The organism is Brevibacterium limosum, from assembly GCF_011617705.1.
Taxonomy (GTDB): domain Bacteria; phylum Actinomycetota; class Actinomycetes; order Actinomycetales; family Brevibacteriaceae; genus Brevibacterium; species Brevibacterium limosum.
Genome location: NZ_CP050154.1, coordinates 569,873 through 594,338 on the forward strand (window position 1 = coordinate 569,873; position 24,466 = coordinate 594,338).

Annotated in this window: 27 protein-coding genes and 1 tRNA gene; 18 read left to right on the forward strand and 10 right to left on the reverse strand. The window is 63.2% G+C overall.

Annotated elements, in window-relative coordinates:
- Nucleotides 1–95 precede the first annotated feature (95 nt).
- Entirely contained in the window at nucleotides 96–302 is a 207-nt protein-coding gene (locus GUY37_RS02440; RefSeq protein WP_166821774.1) for a hypothetical protein, read from the forward strand.
- A gap of 51 nt (nucleotides 303–353) precedes the next feature.
- Here the strand turns inward: GUY37_RS02440 and mgrA are convergent, their stop codons facing one another.
- The gene (gene mgrA, locus GUY37_RS02445) at nucleotides 354–1,394 is read right to left on the reverse strand and encodes an L-glyceraldehyde 3-phosphate reductase (protein ID WP_166821777.1); all 1,041 of its coding nucleotides are present in this window, start codon (nucleotides 1,392–1,394) and stop codon (nucleotides 354–356) included.
- A gap of 63 nt (nucleotides 1,395–1,457) precedes the next feature.
- Nucleotides 1,458–1,778 (reverse strand): 4a-hydroxytetrahydrobiopterin dehydratase, encoded by a 321-nt coding sequence (locus GUY37_RS02450; RefSeq protein ID WP_166821780.1) that lies wholly within the window; start codon nucleotides 1,776–1,778, stop codon nucleotides 1,458–1,460.
- Nucleotides 1,779–1,858: 80 nt separating this feature from the next.
- On the opposite strand from GUY37_RS02450, the gene GUY37_RS02455 reads away from it, so the two are divergent.
- From GUY37_RS02455 to GUY37_RS02480, 6 genes are all read left to right on the forward strand, one after another.
- Nucleotides 1,859–3,244 carry a GntP family permease gene (locus GUY37_RS02455; protein ID WP_228278314.1) on the forward strand — a complete coding sequence of 462 codons (1,386 nt, stop codon included), beginning with the start codon at nucleotides 1,859–1,861 and terminating at the stop codon, nucleotides 3,242–3,244.
- 247 nt (nucleotides 3,245–3,491) lie between these two features.
- Nucleotides 3,492–4,292: a GntR family transcriptional regulator gene (locus tag GUY37_RS02460; RefSeq protein WP_166821786.1), complete on the forward strand. Its 801-nt coding sequence runs from the start codon at nucleotides 3,492–3,494 to the stop codon at nucleotides 4,290–4,292.
- Nucleotides 4,289–5,500 (forward strand): anhydro-N-acetylmuramic acid kinase, encoded by a 1,212-nt coding sequence (locus GUY37_RS02465; protein WP_166821789.1) that lies wholly within the window; start codon nucleotides 4,289–4,291, stop codon nucleotides 5,498–5,500. The genes GUY37_RS02460 and GUY37_RS02465 overlap by 4 nt, the downstream gene beginning before the upstream one ends.
- Nucleotides 5,501–5,610: 110 nt before the next feature.
- Complete coding sequence (locus GUY37_RS02470) at nucleotides 5,611–7,122, forward strand: sodium:solute symporter (RefSeq protein ID WP_166821792.1); 1,512 nt, start codon at nucleotides 5,611–5,613, stop codon at nucleotides 7,120–7,122.
- Nucleotides 7,119–8,219 (forward strand): N-acetylmuramic acid 6-phosphate etherase, encoded by a 1,101-nt coding sequence (gene murQ, locus GUY37_RS02475; protein ID WP_166821795.1) that lies wholly within the window; start codon nucleotides 7,119–7,121, stop codon nucleotides 8,217–8,219. The genes GUY37_RS02470 and murQ overlap by 4 nt, the downstream gene beginning before the upstream one ends.
- Nucleotides 8,216–9,337, forward strand: a complete 1,122-nt coding sequence (locus GUY37_RS02480; protein WP_166821798.1) for a BadF/BadG/BcrA/BcrD ATPase family protein — start codon at nucleotides 8,216–8,218, stop codon at nucleotides 9,335–9,337. Before murQ ends, GUY37_RS02480 begins: the two co-directional genes overlap by 4 nt.
- 7 nt (nucleotides 9,338–9,344) lie before the next feature.
- On the opposite strand, the gene GUY37_RS02485 is transcribed toward GUY37_RS02480, so the two are convergent.
- A complete protein-coding gene (locus GUY37_RS02485) occupies nucleotides 9,345–9,941 on the reverse strand; it encodes a GNAT family N-acetyltransferase (protein WP_166821801.1) in 597 nt (198 codons plus the stop codon).
- A 552-nt stretch (nucleotides 9,942–10,493) separates the two neighbouring features.
- Here GUY37_RS02485 and GUY37_RS02490 point away from each other — a divergent pair.
- Genes GUY37_RS02490 through GUY37_RS02500 form a run of 3 tightly spaced genes read left to right on the forward strand, consistent with a single transcriptional unit; the run spans nucleotide 10,494 to nucleotide 12,692 of the window.
- The gene (locus tag GUY37_RS02490; protein WP_166821804.1) at nucleotides 10,494–11,864 is read left to right on the forward strand and encodes an FAD-dependent oxidoreductase; all 1,371 of its coding nucleotides are present in this window, start codon (nucleotides 10,494–10,496) and stop codon (nucleotides 11,862–11,864) included.
- Nucleotides 11,861–12,430: a GNAT family N-acetyltransferase gene (locus tag GUY37_RS02495; protein ID WP_166821807.1), complete on the forward strand. Its 570-nt coding sequence runs from the start codon at nucleotides 11,861–11,863 to the stop codon at nucleotides 12,428–12,430. Before GUY37_RS02490 ends, GUY37_RS02495 begins: the two co-directional genes overlap by 4 nt.
- A gap of 10 nt (nucleotides 12,431–12,440) precedes the next feature.
- Entirely contained in the window at nucleotides 12,441–12,692 is a 252-nt protein-coding gene (locus GUY37_RS02500; RefSeq protein WP_166821810.1) for a PspC domain-containing protein, read from the forward strand.
- A 131-nt stretch (nucleotides 12,693–12,823) separates the two neighbouring features.
- Here the strand turns inward: GUY37_RS02500 and GUY37_RS02505 are convergent, their stop codons facing one another.
- Together GUY37_RS02505 and GUY37_RS02510 are read right to left on the reverse strand one after the other, a co-directional pair.
- A complete protein-coding gene (locus GUY37_RS02505) occupies nucleotides 12,824–13,297 on the reverse strand; it encodes an FABP family protein (protein WP_166821813.1) in 474 nt (157 codons plus the stop codon).
- Nucleotides 13,298–13,318: 21 nt separating this feature from the next.
- Nucleotides 13,319–13,777, reverse strand: coding sequence for an SgcJ/EcaC family oxidoreductase (locus tag GUY37_RS02510; RefSeq protein ID WP_166821831.1), 459 nt, complete (start codon nucleotides 13,775–13,777; stop codon nucleotides 13,319–13,321).
- 213 nt (nucleotides 13,778–13,990) lie between these two features.
- On the opposite strand from GUY37_RS02510, the gene GUY37_RS02515 reads away from it, so the two are divergent.
- Nucleotides 13,991–14,173 (forward strand): O-methyltransferase, encoded by a 183-nt coding sequence (locus GUY37_RS02515; protein WP_228278315.1) that lies wholly within the window; start codon nucleotides 13,991–13,993, stop codon nucleotides 14,171–14,173.
- On the opposite strand, the gene GUY37_RS02520 is transcribed toward GUY37_RS02515, so the two are convergent.
- Together GUY37_RS02520 and GUY37_RS02525 are read right to left on the reverse strand one after the other, a co-directional pair.
- Nucleotides 14,166–14,642, reverse strand: a complete 477-nt coding sequence (locus GUY37_RS02520; protein ID WP_166821834.1) for an RDD family protein — start codon at nucleotides 14,640–14,642, stop codon at nucleotides 14,166–14,168. The genes GUY37_RS02515 and GUY37_RS02520 overlap by 8 nt on opposite strands.
- Before the next feature lie 520 nt (nucleotides 14,643–15,162).
- The gene (locus GUY37_RS02525; RefSeq protein ID WP_166821836.1) at nucleotides 15,163–16,515 is read right to left on the reverse strand and encodes a peptidoglycan-binding protein; all 1,353 of its coding nucleotides are present in this window, start codon (nucleotides 16,513–16,515) and stop codon (nucleotides 15,163–15,165) included.
- Between the two features lie 831 nt (nucleotides 16,516–17,346).
- Here GUY37_RS02525 and GUY37_RS18970 point away from each other — a divergent pair.
- The 6 genes from GUY37_RS18970 to GUY37_RS02555 all read left to right on the forward strand — a co-directional run bounded on the left by GUY37_RS18970 (nucleotide 17,347) and on the right by GUY37_RS02555 (nucleotide 20,958).
- Complete coding sequence (locus GUY37_RS18970) at nucleotides 17,347–17,640, forward strand: helix-turn-helix transcriptional regulator (RefSeq protein WP_208094741.1); 294 nt, start codon at nucleotides 17,347–17,349, stop codon at nucleotides 17,638–17,640.
- Nucleotides 17,641–17,969: 329 nt separating this feature from the next.
- Entirely contained in the window at nucleotides 17,970–18,611 is a 642-nt protein-coding gene (locus GUY37_RS02535) for an HNH endonuclease family protein (protein ID WP_166821839.1), read from the forward strand.
- 119 nt (nucleotides 18,612–18,730) lie between these two features.
- Complete coding sequence (locus GUY37_RS02540) at nucleotides 18,731–19,129, forward strand: hypothetical protein (RefSeq protein ID WP_166821842.1); 399 nt, start codon at nucleotides 18,731–18,733, stop codon at nucleotides 19,127–19,129.
- Nucleotides 19,126–19,365 carry a hypothetical protein gene (locus GUY37_RS02545; RefSeq protein WP_166821845.1) on the forward strand — a complete coding sequence of 80 codons (240 nt, stop codon included), beginning with the start codon at nucleotides 19,126–19,128 and terminating at the stop codon, nucleotides 19,363–19,365. Before GUY37_RS02540 ends, GUY37_RS02545 begins: the two co-directional genes overlap by 4 nt.
- Nucleotides 19,362–20,300, forward strand: coding sequence for a hypothetical protein (locus GUY37_RS02550; protein WP_166821848.1), 939 nt, complete (start codon nucleotides 19,362–19,364; stop codon nucleotides 20,298–20,300). The genes GUY37_RS02545 and GUY37_RS02550 overlap by 4 nt, the downstream gene beginning before the upstream one ends.
- 178 nt (nucleotides 20,301–20,478) lie before the next feature.
- Nucleotides 20,479–20,958 (forward strand): hypothetical protein, encoded by a 480-nt coding sequence (locus GUY37_RS02555; RefSeq protein WP_166821851.1) that lies wholly within the window; start codon nucleotides 20,479–20,481, stop codon nucleotides 20,956–20,958.
- A gap of 304 nt (nucleotides 20,959–21,262) precedes the next feature.
- On the opposite strand, the gene GUY37_RS02560 is transcribed toward GUY37_RS02555, so the two are convergent.
- Nucleotides 21,263–21,535 carry a hypothetical protein gene (locus GUY37_RS02560; protein WP_166821854.1) on the reverse strand — a complete coding sequence of 91 codons (273 nt, stop codon included), beginning with the start codon at nucleotides 21,533–21,535 and terminating at the stop codon, nucleotides 21,263–21,265.
- A gap of 373 nt (nucleotides 21,536–21,908) precedes the next feature.
- Here GUY37_RS02560 and GUY37_RS02565 point away from each other — a divergent pair, with 373 nt between their 5' ends.
- Complete coding sequence (locus GUY37_RS02565; protein ID WP_166821857.1) at nucleotides 21,909–22,472, forward strand: recombinase family protein; 564 nt, start codon at nucleotides 21,909–21,911, stop codon at nucleotides 22,470–22,472.
- A 705-nt stretch (nucleotides 22,473–23,177) separates the two neighbouring features.
- Here the strand turns inward: GUY37_RS02565 and GUY37_RS02570 are convergent.
- A tRNA-Lys gene (locus GUY37_RS02570) sits at nucleotides 23,178–23,250 on the reverse strand.
- Nucleotides 23,251–23,459: 209 nt separating this feature from the next.
- Complete coding sequence (locus GUY37_RS02575; protein ID WP_228278316.1) at nucleotides 23,460–24,398, reverse strand: hypothetical protein; 939 nt, start codon at nucleotides 24,396–24,398, stop codon at nucleotides 23,460–23,462.
- Between the last annotated feature and the right edge of the window lie 68 nt (nucleotides 24,399–24,466).

The following is a 24,466-nucleotide window of genomic DNA, read 5'->3' on the forward strand; positions in this document are numbered from 1 at the left end:
GCTGCGCGATCATCGGTGGGTGATCGGCCGACTACGCGGATCTCGTCTCGATCCACGCTCGCATCGGACCCAGGCCGATCCATTGGTCCACGACCATGGCCAAGACCGCAGGCAATGAGCTCGCCGCCACCCTGGTCGGTCGGGGCCGAACCGTCCACGAGCTCGTCATCCGCCGACGCAGCGGTCCGGATATCCGAGCCGACCTGTCCATGCACACGAGTCCCGCGAGTTTCACGCAGCTGGTCGATCAGCTGCGGGGGCTCCTCGCTCCGTACTCGATTCCCGTCGAGTTTCGACGCTGAGTGCGGTCGTCACAGGACTGAGGTCGGTGTGTGGGCGTCAGTCTGCCGCTCTCATTCGGCGGTGCTGCGGCGAGCATCTCCCCAGATGTCGACGCCGGAGTCGACGGCGAACTCGTCGATCGCCTGCAGCTCATCGACGCTCAGCGGCGCAGCGTCGAGGGCCGCGACATTGTGCTCGAGCTGCTCGACGCGGCTGGCCCCGATGACCACCGAGGACACCCGGTCATCGCGCAGAGCCCAGGACAGGGCCATCTGCGCCAGGGACTGACCGCGGGCGGCGGCGATGTCGTTCAGTCTGCGGATGCGAGCGAGGTTGTCCTCGTCTAAGAACCCCTCCTTGAACGACGGTTTGGCCTTGCCTGCGCGCGACTCCGCGGGCACGCCGCGAAGGTACTTGTCGGTGAGGAGGCCCTGGGCGAGCGGGGAGAAGCAGATGACCCCGAGGCCCTCGTCGTTCGTGGTCTCGAGCAGCCCGTCGTCTTCGATCCACCGGTTGATCATCGAGTACGACGGCTGGTGGATGAGCAGGGGAGTGCCGAAGTCGCGAGCGATCTGCGAGGCGCGGGCCGTGTCGGCGGCAGAATATGAGGAGATGCCGGCGTACAGGGCGCGGCCCGACCTGACGGCGGTGTCGAGGGCGCCGATGGTCTCCTCGAGCGGGGTCGAGGCGTCGGGGCGGTGGGAATAGAAGATGTCGACATAGTCGAGGCCGAGTCGGCGCAGGGACGCATCGAGGCTGGCCAGGAGGTACTTGCGACTGCCCCCGGGGCCTCCATAGGGTCCGGGGTGCATGTTCCAGCCGGCCTTCGTCGAGATGATGAGCTCATCGCGGTAGGGGTGGAGGTCCTCGCGCAGCAGCCTGCCGAAGTTGATCTCCGCCGAGCCCGGAGGAGGACCGTAGTTGTTCGCCAGGTCGAAGTGCGTGATGCCCAGATCGAAGGCCCGCCGGACGGTGTCGCGCTGGTTCTGGAAGGCGACGTCATCACCGAAGTTGTGCCACAGCCCCAGCGACAGGGCCGGAAGGACGAGTCCGGACCGGCCGACCGGGCGGAAGGTCATCGAGTCGTAGCGGTTCTCGGCTGCGTGAAACACACATTCTCCTGGTCACGAGGCGGCTGAGCCTCCAGCCTAGTACGAACCCGGGTGACCGGCCGCTCAGTCCGCGTTCGAGTCAGCCTTCACCCCCGCCGAGGCAGCCAACTTGCTGATCGTGCCCGCGAGGTCGAGGTCGCGTTCGGTCACGGCACCGGTGTCATGGCTGGTCAGCTGAATGTCGACGTGAGGGAACGTCAGAGTGATGTCGGGGTGGTGGCCGGCGTCCTCTGCCGCGGCACCGATCTTGTTGACGAGGTCGAGACCGGTCGCGAAGTCACCGGTGAGCAGACGCGTGGCGATCGAGTCCTTTCGGGCCTGCCAGTCGGCCAGGCCCTTGTCGTTGAGAGTATCGAGCAGTTCCTGTCCGGTATATGCAGTCATGCTTCCATGCTAGGAACCGCAACGGCATCCGTGAACCCCCTGCTCCTGACTCCACTGGGCAGAGGCGTAACGTTGCCCCAGTGATTGGCTCAACCGCATACCTCGTGACGCTTCTCTTCGCGTCGATCGCGCTGCTCATCCTCCTCATCAACTGGAAGACGAAGCTGCATCCGTTCCTCGCCCTCCTCATCACCTCAGCGGTGACGGCTCTTGCGGCTGGTGAGGAGATCGGCAAGATCCCGGAAACGATCGTCGCCGGAGCCGGGGACACCCTCGGCGAGACAGGTGTCGTCGTCGCGCTCGGAGCGATGCTCGGCCGCCTTCTGGCAGACAGCGGCGCAATCCAGCGGATCGCGAACCTCGTCATCGAGCATTCCTCGCCGAAGGCTGCGCCGTGGATCATGACGGGCGTCGCCTTCATCATCGGCATCCCGATGTTCTTCGAGGTCGGCCTCGTCGTCCTCATCCCGGTCATCTACGCAGTCGCCTCGCAGCTGGAGAAGAAGACCGGCCAGAAGAAGCTGTGGTACCTGCGGATCCTAGTCCCCGCGATCGCCGCTCTTGCCTGCCTCCACGGTATGGTCCCGCCCCACCCGGGGCCGCTCATCGCCGTGTCCGGACTCAACGCGAACGTCGGAACGACGATCGGACTCGGCCTGGTGTGTGCCATCCCGACCGTCATCCTCGCTGGTCCGGTGTACGCCCGCTGGATCGCCCCGCGGGTGAAGCTCGAACCGACCGCCGACCTCATCGACCAGTACACCGGGGCCCGCGCCGAGGTGGACTCACGGGAGCTGCGCACGATCCCGATCTGGCTCGCCTTCGTCACCGTCCTCGTCCCCGTGGTCCTCATGCTCGTGCATACCGTGGTGCAGCTCGTGGCGCCGCAATCGTCGTTCGAGCCAGTCGCCGAGGTGATCGGCAACCCGGTCATCGCCATGCTGGCAGGAGTCATCTTCGCCGCCATCGCGCTCGGGTGGACCTCGGGAATGGGCGGCGAGCGGATCCGCAGCTCCTTCGGCGACAGCCTCAAGTCGATCGCCGGAGTCATCCTCATCATCGGCGGCGGTGGTGCCTTCAACGAGGTGCTCAAGGACTCGGGCATCGGCGACGCCGTCGTCGGCGCGACCTCTCATCTGGAGATGAACCTCATCCTGCTCGGCTGGTTCATCGGCATCCTGCTGTCGTTCGCCACCGGATCGGCGACCGTCGGAATCACCTCGGCCACCGGCATCGTCGCACCTCTCATCGGTGATCACTCCGGGGCGTACGTGTCTCTGGTCGTCATTGCGATCGGCTCGGGATCGATCGGTCTGAACTGGGTCAACCATGCGGGATTCTGGTTCGTCAAGGAGAGCTTCGGCATGACGATCGGTCAGGCGACGAAGACTCACATGATGGTCCAGACCCTCGTCAGCGTCTTCGGGCTGATCTTCGCCTTCCTGCTTTCGCTCCTCTTCGTCTGACAGCCGTCAGGGACCCACCGTAGGGCACCCAGCGTGCGCTGCCCGAGGCACCCCTCGAGCCGAAAGCACGTCAGGTAACGCGAAGCTCGAAAAAGTCGTCGCCGGTGACGACTCTTTCGAGATTCGCGTTACCTGAGGGGTGTGCGCGCGGATTTCGCGAGAGTGGCGACAGGAAAAACGCCTCGAGCCACCACAAAATAGACCAGTGGTCTTGATTTCGTGATGTGTCTTATGCCTCAATGGTGTCGTGACGAAATTCCACGCCATCCGGGACCAGCTCCTCGACCGGCTCGAGGGCATGGCCGCCGGCGAGCAGTTCCCGCCGGAACGGCAGCTCGCCGAGACCCTGGGCATTTCGCGGATGACCCTGCGTCGAGCCATCGACGAACTCGTCGCCAAAGGGATGGTGCGCAGGCGTCACGGCACGGGAGTCTTCGCCCTCAGCCCGAAGCTCGACCAGCCGCTGGCTGCGAGCTCCTTCACCGAAGACATGCTCGCGCGCGGAATGCGTCCCGGCTCGCACAACCTCAGCTTCGACACCACCCGGGCCGGCGCGCACATCGCACGGCGCCTACACCTCGGCGAAGACGACGAGGTCATCGCTGTTCTGCGCCTGCGCCTGGCCGATGACGAGCCGATCGCCCTCGAGGAACTCCACATTCCCTCCGCCCTTGTCCCTGGGCTGAGCGCCGGCGACCTCGAGAACCAGTCCTTCTACGAACTGCTGCGCAGCCGCTTCGGCATCCGCCTCAACCACAGCGTGCAGACGATCGAACCGACCCTCCTCGACGCCGCCGAAGCCCAGCACCTCGGTGTTGATGAACTCTCCCCGGCGCTGCTGTTCGAACGCATCTCCCGCGGTACCGATGACCGACCTTTCGAGTTCGTCCGCTCCGTCTATCGCGGCGACCGGTACAAGGTCCGCACCGAACTCACCGTCCCCGGCCCAGCTGCCGCCGCTCAGACAGATCCTGCCGAGGCCGTCCCCGCCACAGACACCGCACCCGCTACCATCGCCCCGACCAGCACAGGCGGAGAGCAGCCATGATCATCGCCGGACTCATGACCGGAACCTCCGCCGACGGCCTCGACCTCGTCATCGCCGAGTTCCTGCCCGATCCGACCGTCGGCTCCGACCTCGTCGGCGCCGACCCGACAACTCTGACCGTGCGCATCCTCGCCGAACGCGAAACCCCCTTCGACGAGGAACTCGCCGCCGACATGCTCCGCCTCCTCGAACCCACAGACATGCCGCTGTCCCTGGTCAGCAGCGTCGACGCCCGCCTCGGCCGCTTCTGTGCCGAAGCCCTGTCCGAACTCTGCGCCGACCACGATCTCTCACCCGACCTCGTCGTCTCCCATGGACAGACCGTCCGACACGACATCACCGACGGGCAGGTCACTTCGACCCTCCAACTCGGGCAGCCGGCCTTCATCGCCGAGCGGCTCGGTATTCCCGTGCTCTCCGATGTGCGTTCCCGCGACGTCGCAGCCGGTGGACAGGGCGCTCCGCTCGTCGGGCTGCTCGATTCCCTTCTGCTCTCCGAGGTCGAGGCTCCGACCGCGGTGCTCAACCTCGGCGGGATCGCGAACATCACCGTCATCACTCCCGGTCAGGACCCCATTGCCTTCGACACGGGCCCGGCCAACGCCCTCATCGACGTCCTCGCCCGCCGCATCACCGACGACCGACTGGGCTACGACCGCGATGGTGCGCTCGCCGCGGCCGGAACCGTCGACGAGGACCTGCTCACCGCGCTCCTGGCCGAACCCTTCTATGCACGAACCGCCCCGAAATCGACGGGCAAGGAACTCTTCCACGCCGCCTACCTCGACTCATTCCTCGAATCCCGCCCCCACCTCGGCGACCATGATCGGATCGCCACGGTCACCGCGCTGACCGCGCACACGATCGCCGAGGCGGTCCGCAGCTACGACGTCACCACCGTCATCGCCTCGGGAGGTGGGACGCGCAATCCCGAACTCATGCGCCTCCTCGGCGCGGAACTGGGCGAGAACATCGAGCTGACCAGCACCGACGCCGCCCTCGGGCTGCCCGAAGGAAGCAAGGAAGCACTGCTCATGGCACTCCTCGGATGGCTGAGCTGGCACGGACTCGACGGCACCGCACCGAGCCTGACCGGAGCGAGAGGTCCGCGCATCGCCGGGCGCTTCACTCCCGGTGACGGGCCGCTGCGCCTGCCCGAGCCCCTCCACCGACGACCCACCCGACTGAGACTGACGGACAGAGGCTGACCGACTGAACCGCGGTCGGCTCCGACACCGCCCGTACGGCCCCACCGACAAACCGACCACGACTCCACAATCGAACCCGACACACTCCACACCCCAACAAGGAGAGACCAATGCAGATCATCGACGTCCTGGTGATCATCGCCTATCTCGTCGCAACGGCGTGGCTGGGACTGGCGCTGAGCGGAAAGCAGAGCAGCCTCAAGGGCTACTTCCTCGGCGGGCGCGACCTGCCGTGGTGGGCCGTCTGCCTGTCCGTCGTCGCCACCGAGACGAGCGCGCTCACCGTCATCGGCATCCCCGTCATGAGCTACCTCGGCGACCTCAACTACCTGCAGCTGGGACTGGGCTACATCCTCGGCCGCGTCGTCGTCGCCTACTTCATGCTCCCGCGCTACTACGACGGTGAGATGATCACCGCCTACGCCTACCTGGGCAAACGCTTCGGCCAGTCGACGCAGACCACGGCCGGCGTGACCTTTCTCTTCACCCGTCTGCTCGCCGACGGCATCCGCGTGCTCGCCGCGGCCATCCCGCTCAAGGTCATCCTCGACGGGCTCGGCATCCACACGAACTACTTCGTCATCATCGTCGTCCTCTCGCTCGTCACGATCGTGTACACGTTCATCGGCGGCATCAAGGCCGTCGTCTGGGTCGATGTCGCGCAGATGATCCTCTACGTCCTCGGCGGGATCCTCGCGATCATCATCATCTCGGCATCGATCGGCGGCGGCTGGTTCGCCGAGGCGGTCGAAGCCGGGAAGGCGAACATCTTCGTATTCGAAGGCAACCCGATCTCCGCGGATGCGTCATTCATCCCGTCGTTCCTCGGCGGCGCAGTCTTCGCCATGGCCTCGCACGGGTCCGACCAGCTCATCGTCCAGCGACTCCTGTCCTGCCGGTCGAAGCTCGAGGCGCAGAAGGCGCTCATCACCTCCGGCGTCGTCGTGGTCGTTCAGTTCGCGATCTTCCTCCTCGTCGGACTCGCGCTGTGGGCCTACTACGACCACGCGCTGCCGGCGGATCTCGGCCTGACCCGCGACGACGAGATCTTCCCGCTGTTCATCATCGAAGGTCTGCCCACCGGAATCTCGGGCCTGCTGCTGGCCGGCATCCTCGCCGCCGCGATGTCGACGCTGTCCTCGTCGCTGTCGGCTCTGTCGTCCTCGACGGTCAACGACGTGTACGCGAAGCTCAAGCGCACCCCGATGACCGACGAGCAGGGGTTCAAGGTCGGCCGCTGGGCGACGATCGGCTGGGGCATCGCATTCATCCTGCCGGCGACGGTCTTCGAATCCGACTCGGGCAACATCGTCATCCTCGCTCTCGGCATCGCCGGCATCACCTACGGCGGTCTGCTCGGTGCGTTCGTCTTCGGCATCGTCAACAAGCGGGCCCGAGCTGTCGACGCGAACATCGCGTTCGCTCTGGCCGTGGCCGTCAACGCGTTCTTCTTCGTCATGGAGAAGTACGTCACTGGCGAGGTGTGGGTGGCATGGCAGTGGTACCCGCTGCTCGGCGTCATCGTCACCTCCATCGTCGGCGGGCTGCTCGGCCTGCGTCACAAGACGAAGGTCGTCGAAGAGCCCACCATCGCCGAGGTGGAAGGAAGCACCCGCCCATGACCTCCTCCCAGCCGGGTTCGGCCCAGCCCGCCCCGATCCCGTCGCCGGAGTCGACGACGTCGACGGCGGAACCGACGTCGAGCGGACGCCCCCTGTCGCCGACCGAGCAGCGCAATCCGGCCAGCTCCGGGCTCGATGACCTCGACACCCTCGGCGTCCTCCAGGTCCTCAACGCCGAAGACCACGCCGTGATCGACGCGGTCGCCGCGGCCCTCCCGCAGCTGGCCGAGCTCGTCGATACGAGCGCTACACGCATGCGCCGAGGCGGCCGTGTCCACTACTTCGGCGCGGGCACCTCGGGTCGACTCGGCGTCCTCGACGCGAGCGAACTGCTGCCGACGTTCAACCTCGAACCGGGCCGGGTCATAGGGCATATCGCCGGTGGCCAGGCGGCCCTGGTCAACGCCGTCGAGAACGCCGAGGATTCCGGGGCCGACGGATCCGCGGCCGGTGGGGAGCTCGGGCCTGACGATGTGGCCATCGGCATCGCAGCCAGCGGTTCGACCCCGTACGTCGGCGGCGCGCTCGACGCGGCGCGGGCGAACGGCGCGCACACCGTGCTCATCTCGAACAACCCGCACGCACCCGTGGCCGAGCAGGCCGATGACCATATCGTGCTCGACACCGGCCCCGAGGTGATCACCGGGTCGACGAGGCTCAAGGCCGGCACCGCTCAGAAGCTCACCCTCAACGGGTTCTCGACCGCGCTCATGGTCGCACTCGGCCGGACCTGGGACAACCTCATGGTTTCGGTCGTGGCGACGAACGCGAAGCTGCGCGAACGCACCGTGCGCATCCTCCGCGAGGCCGCTGACCTCGACGATGCCGACGCCCGGGAGCTGCTCGAGCGCTGCGATGGTGACCTCAAGACGGCGATCGTCGTCTCCTTCACCGAGGCGGCCCCCGCACTGGCCGCATCGACGCTGGAATCCCATGACGGTTCGGTCCGAGCCGCGATCGCCGAGCTCGTCGGGACAAGTGCGTCAGGCAATTCCGACCGGTCCGCCGCCCGCGCTCCGGGTGGAGCCGGTGGATCGGACGACGGCGGTCCGGGTGGAAGCACCAGGTCCGACGGTCCGGGTACCGTGGGCGCATGAGCCTCGTCCTCGGCATCGACATCGGCGGCACCGGCAGTCGGGTCGCGCTCGGCGAAGTCGATGTCGTTGCCGAACCACTCGGCAGCATCGACAGCGAGCCGACCGTGAAACTTGGAACTGCCGTCGACACCGGCTTCGTCCCGCGCATCATCGACCAACTCACCGGCCCGCGCATCGAGATCGGGCCGAGCGGCAGCAACGTTCTCCGTATGGTTCGGGAACTCGTGCGGACGGCCGCGGAGACCTGGCCCGACTGCTTCTCCGAGGTCACCGGCATCGGCATCGGAGCCACCGGCATCGCCTCCCTCGCCGAGGACCCGTCGGATGCGCTCGCCGCCATCTCCTCGGAGTTCGGGGTGTCGACAGTCGCCGCCATCGATGCCGTGACCGCTCACCTCGGCGCCCTCGGCGGAATCGGCGGGGCGATCACCGTGCTCGGGACCGGAGCCATCGCCATCGCCCACCAGGGTCCGGGCGATGACGGAGTTTGGCCATCCGACTGGTCACGTGCCGACGGCTGGGGCCACCTCTTCGGCGACCGCGGGGGAGGGGCGTGGCTGGGCCGCCACGGCCTCGAACTCGCTCTGCGCACCCATGACGGACTCGATGAGCGCGGGCGTGCACTGCTCGAGGCGGCCACCCATCGTTTCGGACCACCAGCCTCCTGGCCGAGCCAGTTCTACACCCGCAATGACCGAGCCGGACTGCTCGCCGAGTTCGCCGTCGACATCGCCGACTGCGCTCGCGCCGGTGACGTTGCTTCGGCCGAGCTGCTCCGCGGTGCCGGCAAGGAAGCCGCCTGCAGCGCCGTCGCCGCGGCGCGGACCGCCGACTCCGGTGGCAGATCATTCCGGGTCGGCCAGTGCGGCTCAACCAGCGCCGACGTCGTCTCGGAGCACGGCCGGACTGCCGATTCGCCGATCCGCATCGCGCTCACCGGGGGAGTCGCGGCCGCCGGTGGCCGCCTCGTCGAGGGATTCCGCACCGAAGCCGCACGTCTGCAACCGAACGTCACCATCGTCGAGCCCGACGGCGGGCCGCTCGATGGTGCACTCACGCTCGGCCACCTCGGTGCCGGTGGGAAACTGCGTGCACAGGATCGGATCGTCTGGACCTGACAGGGGCTCAGGTAACGCGAAACTCGAAAGAGTCGTCTCCGGCGACGACTTTTTCGAGTTTCGCGTCACCTGAAGCGAATTGAGCCCGTGCCGGCCGCACCATCCTCACTTCGCGCACGCCGTCGTACTCATCGGACTTGACGGTGCCGTCGGCGACGAAGCCGTTCTTCGAGTAGAAGGCCTGAGCGCGCGGATTCGGGTCGGCCACCCACAGCGCAGTCGTCACGGTCGGGTCGATGACGGCGTCGAGGAGGTCTTGGCCAACGCCCGTTCCGTGTATGGAGCGGTAGGCGTATAGGACGTAGAGGTGGCGGGCTTCGGGACGCGCGGTTCGGCTGAGCCCGCGCTCGGGGCCGCCGCACTCATCCTGGCTGTCTTCGACGCTGGGGCTTCCCGCATCCTCCGGCGGTCCGGACATTGCGATGCCGACGATCTCACCGTCGGATTCGGCGACGGCGCACGCGTATTTCTGCGGATCCGCCTCGGCGAGGATCTGCGTCCACATCCGCTGTCGGCGATCGAGGAGATCGGGAGCATCGAGGAGGTCGTCGGGCATGATCCCGCGGTAGGCCTCGAGCCAGGTGTCGACGTGGACACGGGCCATGGCTTCGGCATCGGCGGGTACGGGTGGGCGGACAGTATGTGCCAGGACTGGATGCTACCGGCCGATCGATGCCGGAGGTACGGTCATCGGCACGAAATATTCATCTGACTCCGACGGTCCCATGGTGCATGGGACGAGTGTACCGATGTTTGCCTGCTCACCGGCCGCTGCCGCGAACGCTTCGATGGCACGGAGAAGAGGCCGGCGGGCAGCCTCGCTGACCAAGTGCCGATCCGCGGCATGTCATCGACAGCACACCAACTGGCTCATAGACAGCACACCAAACTGACGCATCGACAGCACACCAACTGGCTCAAAGTGTGAGTGCCCAGCCTTAAAGCCGCTCTCCTGCGCTTTGAACCAGCTGTCACCTCCGCCGCCGAGGCAGTGGGCCGTAGACCGGTCGGCATTAGCGCGCATCCCATTTCCTCCGTCCGGATCGAGGTCTACGCTGGGAAACGAGCTCCAGCGCTCACTGAGTCAACGGTGCCGCCGGGCCCAGCACTCACTGAGTCAACAGCGTCGAAGCGCCGACCAGCCGAGGAGAGTGTCATGTCCGATACCGACAGCACGCACGCCACCCGACACGACACCGAACACGTCGATTGCGTCATCTCCGGAGGCGGCCCTGCCGGGATCGTCGCCGGTCTGCTGCTCGCTCGCGGCGGGGTGAAGGTCGTGGTGCTCGAGAAGCACGAGGACTTCTTCCGCGACTTCCGCGGTGACACCATCCACCCCTCGACCCTGCGACTGCTCGACGGGCTCGGTCTCTACCACGAGTTCGCCCGCATCGCGCATCGTCGCGTCGAGGGCGTGACCCTGGCCGGGAGGGACGGCGAGGACGTCCTGCTCGCCGACTTCACCCGCCTCGATCTGCCCCATCCGTTCATGACGATCGCACCCCAGTGGGACTTCCTCAACCTGCTTGCGAAGGCAGGGGAGTCCGAGCCGAACTTCGACCTGCGGATGGGTGTCGAGGCCGCCTCGTTGATCTGGGACGGCGACCGTGTGGTCGGTCTCCGTGTACGGAATTCCACGCTCGCCGAGGCGGTACCTCCGACTGAGGACACCGTCGGTCCCGGCGTGGAACCGACCACCAACGCCACCGTTTCTGCCCAACCAGCCACCCCGCACACCCTCGAATTCCGCGCCTCGCTCGTCATCGCCGCCGACGGGAGGTGGTCGAAGGCCCGGGCCGCGGCGGGGCTGTCCATGAGAGAGCTGCCGTCGACGATCGACGTGTGGTGGTTCCGCATCGACACCGAGGCGGTCCTGCCCGATTCCGTCGCGCCGCGGGGAGGTGACGGAGAGGTCTTCGTCGCGATTCCCCGCGACGGACACGTGCAGATCGCCCGCCTCATCCCGAAGGGTGCGGACGAGCGCCTGCGCGCCGAGGGCATCGAATCGCTGCGTGACGCAGTCGCCGCGACCTATCCGCAGCTGGCCGACGACGTCGGCGCCGTCGACTTCGATGATGTGAAGCTCCTCGACGTTCGCCGCAATGAGGCCAGACGATGGTTCGCCGACGGTCTGCTGTGCATCGGTGATTCCGCACATGCGATGAGCCCGCTCGGCGGGGTCGGGGTCAACCTAGCGGTACAGGACGGAGTCGCCGTCGCACGGATGCTCGCCGAACCGCTGCGCTCAGGAACGGTGAACTCGTCGGATCTGCGGCGCCTGCAGCTGAGACGACTCCCGACCACCCGGGCCGTCGGACTCCTGCAGTCGGGCATCCACCGGATGGTCGAACCCGCCGTTCACGGGCACCGTCCCATCCGACCACCGGCACCGCTGGAGTGGCTGCTGACGACCTTTCCCGTGCTCACCCGAATACCGGCGCGCATCCTCGGCGTCGGCATCACCGCCGAACACGCCCCGGAGTTCGCCCGGCGCGAGGAACCGACCTTCGAAGGAGCACGATGAGCGAAATTCTGCGATTGCGTCCATTGGCGCACACCGATGAGGCGGAGCTGCGCAAGTTCCATGAGCAGCTGCGCGCCGACGACTTCGAATTCCTCCAGGCTGAGGGCACGTGGGACGACATCATCGCCACCTACGAGCGCGAGGCCCGCGGAATCGACCTTCCACCGGGGCGAGTGCGTGCGGAATTCCTCGTCGCCGAGGTGGCCGACCATCCCGTCGGACGTACCTCCATCCGGTACGAACTCAACGATTTCCTATTCTCACTGGGCGGGCACGTCGGCTATGCGGTGGCTCCGGAATTCCGTGGCCGAGGCTACGCTCAACAGATCCTGTCACGCTCGGTCGAACGTCTGCGAGCGAGCGGAATCACAAGTGTGCTCGTCACCTGCGATGAGACGAACGCCGCCTCGGCGAGGGTGATCGAGCGCTGCGGAGGAGTTCTCGAGGACGTGCGCGAAACCTGTGACGGTCCGGCCAAACGTCGCTACTGGATCGGCGCGGATTCCGGTTTTCCTCAATCGGTCTCGACGGTCACCACTAGTGCGACGGGGACGGCGGATCCGTAGAGTCACAGACATGAACTCATTATTCGACTCCATCCGCAAAATCGGTTTCCGTCGCGGTCCCGACCGCATCCTCGGTGGTATCGCCGGTGGCCTCGCCGAGGTGACCGGCGTCAATGTCTGGATCATGCGACTCATCGTCCTCGCCTCGTTCCTGCTCCCCGTGCTCGGAATCGGTGCCTACCTCGTCGCGTGGATCCTCACCCCGTGGCAGGACAATTCGATCCCGCTGCAGCAGGTCTTCGGCGGTCGTTCGCTTCAGTGACGACTCGTGGCCTCCCCAGCCGGGGGACCTCCGGACGCCATCGACTGCGCCCTTAGGACCTGAAGGCGCGCTGCTGAGGCGCAGCCACCGAAAAAACTGAGCACAGCGGGAATCCGTTGGGTCAGTCTGACTCAGCTGATTCTGTGCATCTGTGAGGCCAGATGATGTGTCATCGGTTCCCCCACCGCCGCCATGGCGAAGCTGGTCGTGAGAATGTCTCCGGCCAGTTCGATTCGGCGCGTGGTCGCTTCGACACGCTTGGCCGTGCCCGCGTTGACCACCTGGGAGCGCAACTCGCAGGTGAAACCTTCTGCTGTCTTCGTCAGCGGGCCTTCAGCGAGTTCGACCTGCCCTGTGGGCTGAGCGAGGACGAATTCCACTCGCGTCCCATCGGCGATCCGCAGGTAACCGGTTTCCGTATGCATCGGTGCCCCGGCTGGCGACCAGGTCCTCTGCACGTAGTGGAGGAACGGCTTACACACATCGGTGAATGTCACCTCTTCCGTGTAGTCGAATGGCTCGATTGTCGGGTACTCGCCATGGCCGTCACCTCGCCAGGCTCCGAGTAGACCCGAGACGACCTCAAGCCCAGGATGCAATGTCATGACTCTTTCCTTCCGGTTCGATCAGTCGGTGGTCCGCTTCTTGTAGTGGATCGCATTTCGGCCTTCGGGCAGCTTGATGTGTGTCTGCGCGCTGGGTTCGATATCGGTGTTCTGAGCCGCGACTGCGACCCAGCCGCCTGTGCGGCGTTCGAGTACAAAGGTGAAGATCCCGCGACGGTCGCCTGCCGGCTCGCCGGCAGGTGTGACCTGTCCGGTGAGGTGCCACCTGGCTTGGACGACTGCCGCATCTGCACCGACGAGTCGAGTTCGCGGTTCGTCCATGGTGATCCGTGAGCTCGGGAAGATGTGGGTGAAACCGAAAGTGTGGGCGTCACGGATATTCGCTCGATCGTGCCACCAGAGCCCCACCACGTTGACGAACTCGGCATCCTCGGCGAACAGATCGGCCAAAGCATCGGCATCTGCTCGGTTCCAAGCGTCCTCCCATTCGCTCACGACGGCTTCTGGAGTCTTCAGCACACCTGTTCCCCCTTTGTATCGCGGTCCTCGTGCCCCGCAGCTCGGGTCTTCGGGCCAGATGCAAGCGGTGTCATCCTCCAATTGAACCAGCAGCCTGTGGAACCGCGAATGATTTCTCCCTCAACGGCGCAGGTGGATTCAGATGCGCAAGAATGAAGGTACGGGCGAAAGCGAATCCGCGGCACTGACCAATCGCTATCCGGCAGCCGATGAATGGCAGGCGGTGTTGAGCCGTTCGACTTCGTGTTCATCGACGCCGACAAGCCGAACAGCCCCGCCTATCTCGCAGCGGCCCTCGAACTCACACGCCCCGGCGCGGTGATCGCGATCGACAACGCCGTCCGTGACGGCGCGGACGTCGACGGTGATCCGAAGTCGGAAGCTGCGTCTACCTGACCTGCGGCGTCCTGAGGTAGACATCGATCGGATCCAGATCCATTGCGGGCGCGTGGAAGAACGTCCAGATGGCGAGCACGATGGTGATCGGGAAGAACGCGACGGCTGCATAACGTGTTATTCCCCGCCAGAAACCGACACGTCTGCCGCTGTGCTTGAGTGTGACGACTCCACACAGCGCTTGGCCGGGAGAGACGGTGCAACCGTAGAGAGCGCCGAAGAACAGTGCCATCAGCGGGTAGCTGATGAGTGCGATTGCGGTGGCGACGTCGATCGAGATGATGTTGATCCCGGCGAGGGCAAAGGCAATGCCGAAGAGCATCCCGGTGAGGAAGATGACGAAGACCGAATCGAGGATCCTTGCCCGCCAGCGTCGAACCGATGGTGCCGGCGTCAGCGGACCGCGGTTACGCCAAGGACCGGGTCCGTGGAAGGCAAGCCCAGCCTGGGCTCGGTAGTTCGAACTCATTGTTCTTATCTCTCTCGCCGTCGCAACGGCTCAGCTGTTGGGCCTGTCGGCAGAATTGTGTCTGTCTGTGAAGTGGCCCCTCCCAGACATTTTCCGGAGCCGACCGCGAACTGTGTCGTCGGCAGTGATCTGCTGACGACGTCGACTCTATGCGATTGCCTGTCTGCAGAGGGTGTTCGTCAGGAAACATCCCGTGTCACTTCCGGTACAGCCGTTGTCGTGTGCCCGTTTGTGGTCGATGCGCCGAGGAGAATCCATCGATTCCGCAGATATGCCTCGGCGCATCGACCACAATCAGGGACTGAAGGAGGTGCTTCGAGAGGGGAAACGAGCTGTCAGATAAGCAGGGAATGAGAAATGTGCCGCGACCTCGTTCCTGCGAAGCCGCGGCACATCTCGCGGTGGGCCCCGTGGGGATCGAACCCACGACCCGCGGATTAAAAGGCCGTGATTAGTTCCTTATGAACACTGGGCAAGCGTCGATGCAGTGCAAGAAAAATGCAAGTCTTGTCGCGGAATGCTACCGCGATAGCGTCAGACTCTCGGTGTCTTGAGCGTCTAACGCGATTTTGCCGAGGGCATCGGCCACGCCCTCTAGATCGTCGTCAAACAGGTGGCTGTAGGTGTCGAGTGTCATCGACGCTGAGGCGTGACCGGCGAACAGTTGAGCATGTTTCACGTTCGCGCCCGCTCCTACCACGAGCGACACACACGTATGTCTGAATCCGTGCAAGCTGAAGTCCTCCGGGAAGTCGCGGTCGCCATTCTGAAGTAGGTAGGAGTGGCGATGATCGTCTAGGCCGAGAGCTTCGCGCGTGGCGGGATCTGCCACGCCCGTGACAGACAGGCCGTGGGCCTGCTGGAATTCTCGCACGGCAGCCTCCGTTCGTTCGCCGTAGATTCGGAAGTCGCCCCGAGATTCCTTGAAGCCCAGGCCGTCCTGGAGGCGTGCAACAGACGCGGAAGCAATCAACACGGCAGGCTTCAACGCGCGGTTGTTGACGTTCTGATTCTGGAGGTCGCCACCCTTGGGCGCGGTAAACAGGTGATCATCCTGCCCTCTACTTGACATGCGTTCGTTCGCTATCGCAAGCGCGATAGCTGTCAGCGGAATAGATCGGTGCTCGCCGCCCTTGGTCACGTCGGCGTAGCTGATCCTGTTGTCTATCGTCCGCTGAGTCCTACGGACATTTAGCCTGTTGCCCGATACGTCACGGCCACGGAGAGCGGCAAGCTCTCCGAACCTCAATCCTGTAAGAGCGAGGAAGATGAACATCGGTGCATAGTGCTCCGCTGAGCACGCCGCGATCCGGTAAACCTGCCTCATGCCGAGACACTGAGACTTGATGTCGGAACCGTCCGACTTCGGTAGTTGCTTCAGATACGGCTTCACCGTGTTCGCCGTGACGTACCTGCCCGTCGCATACGACATGAGGCGACTGAACTGCCGAACGCCCTTGGCTTTGCGGCCATGAGAGCTAAACTCACCGAGTTCCACCCACTCTCTGACGGCTCGATCTGTGACTGTCGCGAGTGGGGCACCGCCCCACCTTGGCTCAATGACAGACCGGAAGATGCCGTCGTACGCCTCTAATGTGTTCTCGGCTGTGCCCGTATTGCGCCTGCCGCCAGTGTTGCGGAGGAATTGCAGCCACTCATGATGAAGCTGGCCGACAGTCAGCTTCTCGGCTTTAGACTGATCGACGTTGGCTGCGGTGTCCAGCTTTGCGTGGGCCTCGCGGTCGAAGTCCTGCGCAGACTTCTTAGTCTTGAACTTCTTCCGCCGATATATCCGCTGGCCGTCTTTCATGACGGGGTAGAGGCATTCGTACTGGGTTGCACCCTTTGGGCCTTGAATCTTCTTCACGCTCATAGTGCAAGAATACAACTCACAGTCCGCGTATCACCGAGGCAGCGTAGACCTCTCCATCGCGGGAACGATCCCGGCGCACCGAGTCAATGGCAAGCGTGGGGATAGTCTGCAGTCCGCTCATAGCTAGTTCATGGTCTAGCTCTGTGAGGTCTCGGACGCGAACCGTCCCAGGGAGTCGAGCGCCGTCGCGCTCGCCCCAGCATGTAAATCGGTGCGAGCCGTGTGGGCTCCATTCGGCAACGACGATGTCTGAGTCGGGGTTAATAGCTTCGTCCATGCGCTGAGGCTACGCGCTGGAGGCGCGGAGGGCGGCTGACTTCGTCATCTTGCGCCGACCGTGAAATTCCTTGTCGCCTCGGCTGTGCCGAGGTAGTCCTGACATGCCCACAGACAGAAATCTTTCCTGTGGATGGAGGTGGATAGGCAGGGCGAATTTGTTTCTGAAATCGCTTGCAGGGCTCGCTGGCACCTTGACAAATCAAGGGATCAATGACTGAAGCGCCGTGTGGACGAATGTGGACGATGCCCACGTAGGGGTGTGGACCGCCGAAATGACACTGGTGTAACACTGGATATAGAGGTAATGTCGTAGACCGCCACAAGATGATGTGGTTGACATGTCGTCTCAGCTCGATGACATGACTCATGATTGTCAAGTCCCCTCGGTGCCCGGCCCTGAATGATCAGTGCGGCTGCGAGAGCACGAGAGACCGGCAAACGCTCGCCTTGCACTAGCAGGCCGAGGCAAACGGGCAGTCCACCAAGTCTGCCTGTGTCTAGGTGTCGCAAGTACAAATCGGTAGACCCGCAAGATTCACAAAGGACGTACCTATGCCCGAAAACGCACAGGCAGGCTCCCGGCCTGCCACTCTGATTGTCGACCACGAAGACCAGAGCGCAACCCTGATCGCGGAGATTGAGAACTACCTCAGTCAGCAAGTACAGCCTCGAACGGCTGTGATGAACGAACACGAAGCCGCCGAGTACATCGGCTGCTCGGTGTCGTGGTTGCGTAACAATCGGCGGAGTTCGACCGCTCCGCCATTCGTGAAGATTGGCAAGAATGTTCGGTATCGGATCGACTCGCTGGATGCGTGGCTGAGTCAGCAAGAAATAAAGAACTAAGCACTCATTCCGCTATAGCTCCATGAGGCGAAGAAGAGCGACTAAGGGGCAGTCCAGTAGGGAACGACCCCATGCGAATAGGCGACATCGAGACAGAGAGAATGGGACGCTTCCTGCCCAGAAATGGCGGGTGCGGCCACGTCGAGAGGGAATGAGTGGCAGAATCAACTTTACAACCGACCGATCGGTCAGTAAATAAGAAGAAGCGCGTTAAGCGCAAGTATGACAAGTGCCAATACTGGGATACGAAGACGGGAGGTTGCGACTCTGATGGAGTCTCGACTGTCCGCTACACAAGCGGAGGGATCAGATATTCGTATTGGGTCTGTGTGAAGCACTACAACAAGAAGCGCCGTGTGATTTACGGGCCTTGCTCATACCGAGTGCGCCGCGAAGACGGCACGCTCTACAATTGTTCGTCTCTCCGGGACTCGAACACACGAGGTAAAGGGCGAAAGAAGCGCGGCTTTTGCCGCCGCCATGAGGATCAGTACCTCAAAGAAGCGAGACCGGGGGCTGTGCAAGGTGCTCTCGACCGGCTCGGCGGAATCATCACCGCCGACAGCTTTACTGGCTGCTGGCTTACACCGGCAAAGAAGAGTAGCACCAACGGGCGCGCCCAGATCGGGTGCGCGGGACTGACATGGACAACCTACAGGCTGACCTATGTTCACTTCTTCGGGCCACATGCCAAGGGATTGGAGCTGTCGCACTCATGCGATAACAAGCTTTGCTGTAACCCGCTACACGTCATTCCGATGACAAAGAAGAAGCACGAAGTGCTGACCCGCGACGAGCAGGCTACGAATATCTGGCGGGTCGCTCAGGCGAACCGCGAAGCATCGGCTGAACTGTTGGCATTCGCCGAAGCTCACGACCTGCCTCTTTACGGTTCCGGGACGTTGCTTGCGAACGCACTTCTCGGCACCGAGTTCCTACTCGCAGATAAGCGCGTCGCCCGCGCTGTCTAATCCAGACCGCACACGAACCGTGTAAGAACCCAATCACAACCACTCTCGACAACCACAAAGGAGGTGAACACCCATGCCGTCGGTGAAAAGCACCGGCATCGAGAGAATGAGATCAACAAATGCATGTACAGATCACAGACGATCTTGAATACATCGAAATATCCGCGTTAGAACCGGGGAAATTCTTCACCCTCGGGCTCACGTGCCCGCTGACATTCGTAAGCCGAGGCGCTTACGTGACAGCCCGAGGCACGACAGAGATAGAAGCATCCTGCATGGCAGGGATGCGCGACGGCAAAGCATATTCCAAGACATTCTATAAGCCGAAGCTTGAAGTTCTCATAGTCCCTGACGAGCACGTCGGTGCTCGCGTCGGGTCGGCTATCGAAGCATTCCGCGACCGGAACTTCCGAGGCTGCGAACGTGTCGAGTTGGCTACGGGTATCTGGCCCTGGACTGGTGATGCCGACAGTCTCGCCGAGGTCGAAGACCTCGCCGGGATGGAGGTCTGCTCTTGATCACGATTGAGACGCAGGCCGGTGTGTCTGCCGACACGCTCCGCGAGTACGCAGCGCATCTCGAACGCCGGTTCGACCGGCTCGAAGTCAAAGAGCTACGCGATCCCGACATTCGCCGCGAGCGGCAGATGGACAAGTACCTCGATCAGATTGAGGCGGCGCTTTGCCTTGCCGATGCTATCGCAGAAGCCGAGGTCAGCTGTCCACTCCAAAACCTATACGAATCCGGTGAATGAAAATCACCCACAAGGACACCGGGTGGAATCACCCACCCGATGCCCACACTCAATCAAAACAACACGAATCCAGTACAAAAGGAATTGAATTGACTATCAAGACAACGAACGAAGATCAGCACCGTCCAGCCGCTGAAGCGGCAGACTCTCAGCTTGCCAAGGCCCGAGAGGCCCTGGCCGATGCTCAGTCAGAACTCCAGACCGCACGGCAGAAGCTCGCAGATCACGAAGCGCTCGCCGACACTGCGAAGTCCAAGCCGAAGAATTGGGCGCACGACGGGGCCGAACTCTCAGCCACGATTACCTGGTATGAGCGCATGGTCACGGCAAGGGCATCGGCTGTTGCCGAGGCCGAAGCCGAAGCCGCTGAGGCGGTCCGGGTGCTCGCCCTCGCTCAGATGCAGGATCGCGCCGAGACTATCGGTGCTTTCAGTCGTGCCGAGTTTGTTCGGCGGTACGCGGCGAAGCTTGCACCTATTGCCGCCGAGGCATGGGCTGAGCTCAACACCTTGACCGACCTTGAGCGCGAAGTCGCCACCATCGCTAAGGGTGCTGGCATCGACTACTCACACCCTCGGTACTCGGTACCGTCTGGCGGTACAGGAGAGCATGTATTCGACGGGATCCGCCTCAACCCCGCTGGCCTGACGGCCTCAACCGTATCTGAGGCGCTGGCGGTTCCCGAAAACCCGCGAACTGTTTCACGTCGGGAACAACTCGCAGCCGAAGACCGGCAGCGCCGCGAAGAAGAGCGTCAGCGAGAAGCCGAAGCTCAGGCCGAATGGGAGCGCAACGTGCCGAAGCGCGAAGCGTACGCACGGTTCCAGCAGGCGCACGACGCTTGGACAGCCGAGCGACTGCGCCGCTCTCGCGCTATGCAGTCCACCGCAGGCATGGGGCTGGAGCCGGTACTTTCCGACCCAACCACCTGGTAATGGACGGCCCCTGATCCGGTAGACACTGACGCGCCCCTAGCTGTTTGAGCAGGGGCGCGTCTATCCTCTTCGCTGCAGTTGCCTGAAGCGTAAGGACACTTGTGGTTGGTCTTTGCGATAGGTAGCGTGGCTGGAAGCACTGCAACGAATAGAGAATAGCGAGAGGACACCTGCGCCCATGGACGGTAATAGTCATGACCGTCAAGATAACGACCAAAGGCAAAACCTTTGGAGTTTTCTACGCTCCAAGTACTTAATTCTTCTGGTTGCCTACGCGGTAACCGTGTTAACTGCGGCGCTGGTGTTCGCTCCGTGGGCACCAATTATGGCGTGGTTCGGATTCATATACTTAGTGTCCGTTCTTCTCGCCCTTACTGGGCTTGCCTTTCTCGTTGCTCGAAAGACCGCGCCCCACGGCATATGGAAGTCGATGCTCTGGTTGGCGCTGTCTAGTCTTGTCGCGTTTATCCTGACGGTACTGTATGCGGCGGCAATTGTGCCCCTGTATAGCGGTACTCGAACACCTTTGGTGATCGAAACTCAGCTTTTCCATTCCGTATTCTCCACGTTAGCGGTGCTTGTTGTGGGGGTTTTGTGGCACGCTTGGCTTTGGCAAAAATCGCTGAGGGAAAGGCGTTTGTCCGGCTTGCCCGCTTGAGCCGTGGACTTCTGAAGTGGGAACGTCCGCTTCTGCTATCCACCAGCGGTGATCGTGACCCCACCCCCAGGGGGTCACCCCCGGTGCCTCCGCCAGTCTGCACGTAGAAGCGAACCCCTCAGCTCAATACCGCTGCGCTCGGGGCCGATGCCTCGGCAAGGCCTCGACGCTCTCGGCGATGACTCGACGGCCACCGCACACCTACGGCGCTCGCCTTGCCTCATGCCTCGACGGCGCTCACTACGGGCACACAGCAGAGCCACCGACACTACAGTCGGTGGCTCCTTTCTGCGCTAATTCCCGGCTACTGTGCCCCGGCGCTCACCCTCGATCTAAGGTCTACCAGCTCACTGATCTTCATCACCTCACACACGGCCACGCCCTCGGCCTGCTCGATGTAGTTGATCTGAGTCACCGCATACCCGAACTCGTTCGGATCGCACCCCGGCAGAGGGTTGCGCTCGCTGTCGATATAGAAGACGGCACGGTCCAGTCCGTCGGGGCCAACAAATACCCTGATCCCCTCAGCCGCCAATAGTTCTTCGCAGCCATCGGACAGTACGAATTCGTTGCTCACTACAGTCACTTGCTACTCTCCCTGTCTCGCGACGGCACCGGCGCACCCGGTGTCCCGCCTTGCATGCCCCGGCTCCAGCGCCGAGCCACGGCGGATAGGTGATCCGCCTAAGAACCAAAGTAAGGCGTAACAGAGTTCCATTCCTAGCTGTCGTCCGGAGGGATCTCACCGGGGGTGCATAGTCGGCCATGCCAGCGTCAAACAAGGTATACCTGCGGACGGTCTGTCGTCGTGACATCACCGCCCCGAGAATTAGCGTCAATGGATGTCTAGTGTAATTCATTTGACGCGACGTAAAGGCAGGTCTAAGCTGTCGTTGTACGCAACTTCCGAGCTGACTGACCGAACGACTCGGGACTGAGAGGGAATCATCATGGCAAACGGACAGACCATCGGATACGTCAGAGTCAGCTCTGCCGAGCAGAACGAAGCACGGCAGCTCGAAGCGCTCGAATCTGCTGGAGGATACGACGAAGTATTCACGGAGAAGATCAGCGCGAAAGATCGTAAGCGCCCTGCGCTCGATGCCATGCTGCGCCACGCTCGCAAAGGTGACGTGGTGCGCGTGAAGTCGATTGACCGTCTGGCACGGTCGACAACAGACCTGCTCGCAATCGTCCAGGAACTTAGCGACAAAGGCGTAAGCGTCGAGTTTATCGACACCCCGGACATGAACGTCCAGACCGGACAAGGGAAATTCATGCTCACAGTCATGGCCGCATTCGCGGAACTCGAACGCACCACGATTCGAGAGAGGCAATCCGAGGGGATCGCCATTGCCAAGGCCGAGGGGCGATACGCTAAGGCGAAGAAGCTCAATGACGAACAGGTCGCAGAAGCTCGCCAGCGGATCGCTGACGGCGATACCAGAGCCGAGGTGGCCCGCGACCTCGGAGTCTCACGGCAGACGCTCTACACGGCGCTCAAGGCTGCTTGAGCGCTACCGAGACAGAGCGGCCCCGGCGAAGATGCCGGGGCCGTTGCTGTTAGTTGCGAACCTCTCCGAATACGCGGCCACACTTTATGCATGTCCATGTGCGCTCACCGGCTAGGCTCTGCTCGCGCGGTCGGATCAGCTTCACTGATCCACCGCATTCGCACCTATCAGGAATCTCGGCCATTTTCACCTCCTCTCGATCCTGATTAGGAATCTATGGCGAGGTACGGGAAAGTTGCCAGGGCCGACACGCCGTAGCGAGGCTGTCGCGCTGGTGAGTTGCTGGAGTGAAGTCGCCCGACCTCGCCGCGACCAGGGGTTCGAGGTTATCGACACGGTCGGCGCTGGAGGCTCGACCCTCAGCCGATCCGAGGTGATCTGCGCGAACTGAACTGTCACAGTTCGGCATCAATACCGATTTGACTCTAGGTGTTAGTCGGAATTTTCGTGGTATATACGATCCGCTCGCTGCCGATCGCTCGACCCTAGCGCCTGCCGCACAAGCGCGGGACGCAGCCGAGGCCGTTACGGCAACCTCGGCGCAAGCCGCGCCACAACGGGGAATCTAGCCGCCTCAGAATGCAAGAAAAATGCAAGTCTCGCCGATATTTGACCCTGAAACAGGGGTAAATTTGACAGGTCCGGGAAGCTGTGCATGAAAACGCCCCACCAGCATAATCGCTGGTGAGGCGGTGTATTGCGCGGTGGGCCCCGTGGGGATCGAACCCACGACCCGCGGATTAAAAGTCCGCTGCTCTACCAACTGAGCTAGAGGCCCCGCCCCACCGCACGCGCAGGAATAGCCCGACAATGCATGGTGGAGACGAATTAATAGTAGAGGCAGGCGCCCAGATTACTCAAACCAGGCCCCGCCGTCGCTATGAGTCCGCCAGCCGCCGAAATCCGGCCACCGAATCCCGACCGCCGAAGTCCGTCAGCCGAAACTCTGGCCTGCCGACCGCCAACCCCGGCCGATCCCGGTCGCTCCTACTTCTCCAGTCCGCGCCGATCCTCACCCGTGTAGGTGCGAGGCAGCCCGTCCGGTGCCTCGAGCTCCTCGGGATCCGTCGGCTCGATGACGGTGGATTCGATGGCCTTGTCTTTCTTGACCTTCCCGAGCAGAGCCGAAACGTACTTCAGGCTCGCCAGCAGCTTCCGGTCCTTCTTCGGAGCCACGTATTCGGGATCGGTCTCGATGGGGAAGATCGTCGGCGCGGCGCCGAAGGCCTCCTTCGACTCCGCGGCGACCTTGCGCGCCATCTGCCCGTTCACCACGGCACCGATGACCGCACCGACGCCGAAGGGCAGCAATCGCCCGACCAGAGAACCGCCGGCGCGAGTCGCGAACTTGCGGATGAAGGTCTTGCGCAGCTTGCGCACGAGCAGATCGACCAGGGGAGCAGGCAGCTGCTTGGTCACGGTCGCACCCCAGCTGCCGAACATCGACTCCACGCCGCCGTTCTGCTTGCTGAACTTCTGGATGAGGTTCTTTCCGTCCTTGCCCAGCATCAGGCCGAGCACCAACGCGTTCGCCCGCTTGGCATCGGCCACCGGGAGGCCGTGGATCTCTGCGATCGCCTGTGCAAACAATGCAGTGCCTTCAAGGAAGCCTGCGGTCTCAACGCTGGCGACACCCAAGGCGGCCGTCGTGCCCAGACCCGGAACGGCCGCGGTTGCACCGACAGCGGCTCCGCCCGAGGTCGTCAGGGTCAGGTAGTGCCGGCGAATGATCTTGACGAGCTCTTCGGGGGTGGCGTCCGGATGCCTGCGGCGCAGACTGCGCACGTATGCCAGCGCGACGGGCCGCTGCACGGACAGCAGACGCGACAACATCGACTGGGCGCGGGGATTGAGGGTGCCGTCGTCATTGACTGCCAACTTCGCAGCCTTGTCGAGGCCCTTCTTCGCCACTGATGATTTTGCCACGAGAGTTCCTCCTCGTTTCGGTCACTCGCGACTGCGGGTCGCAGACACGAATCAGACCTAAGTTTAAT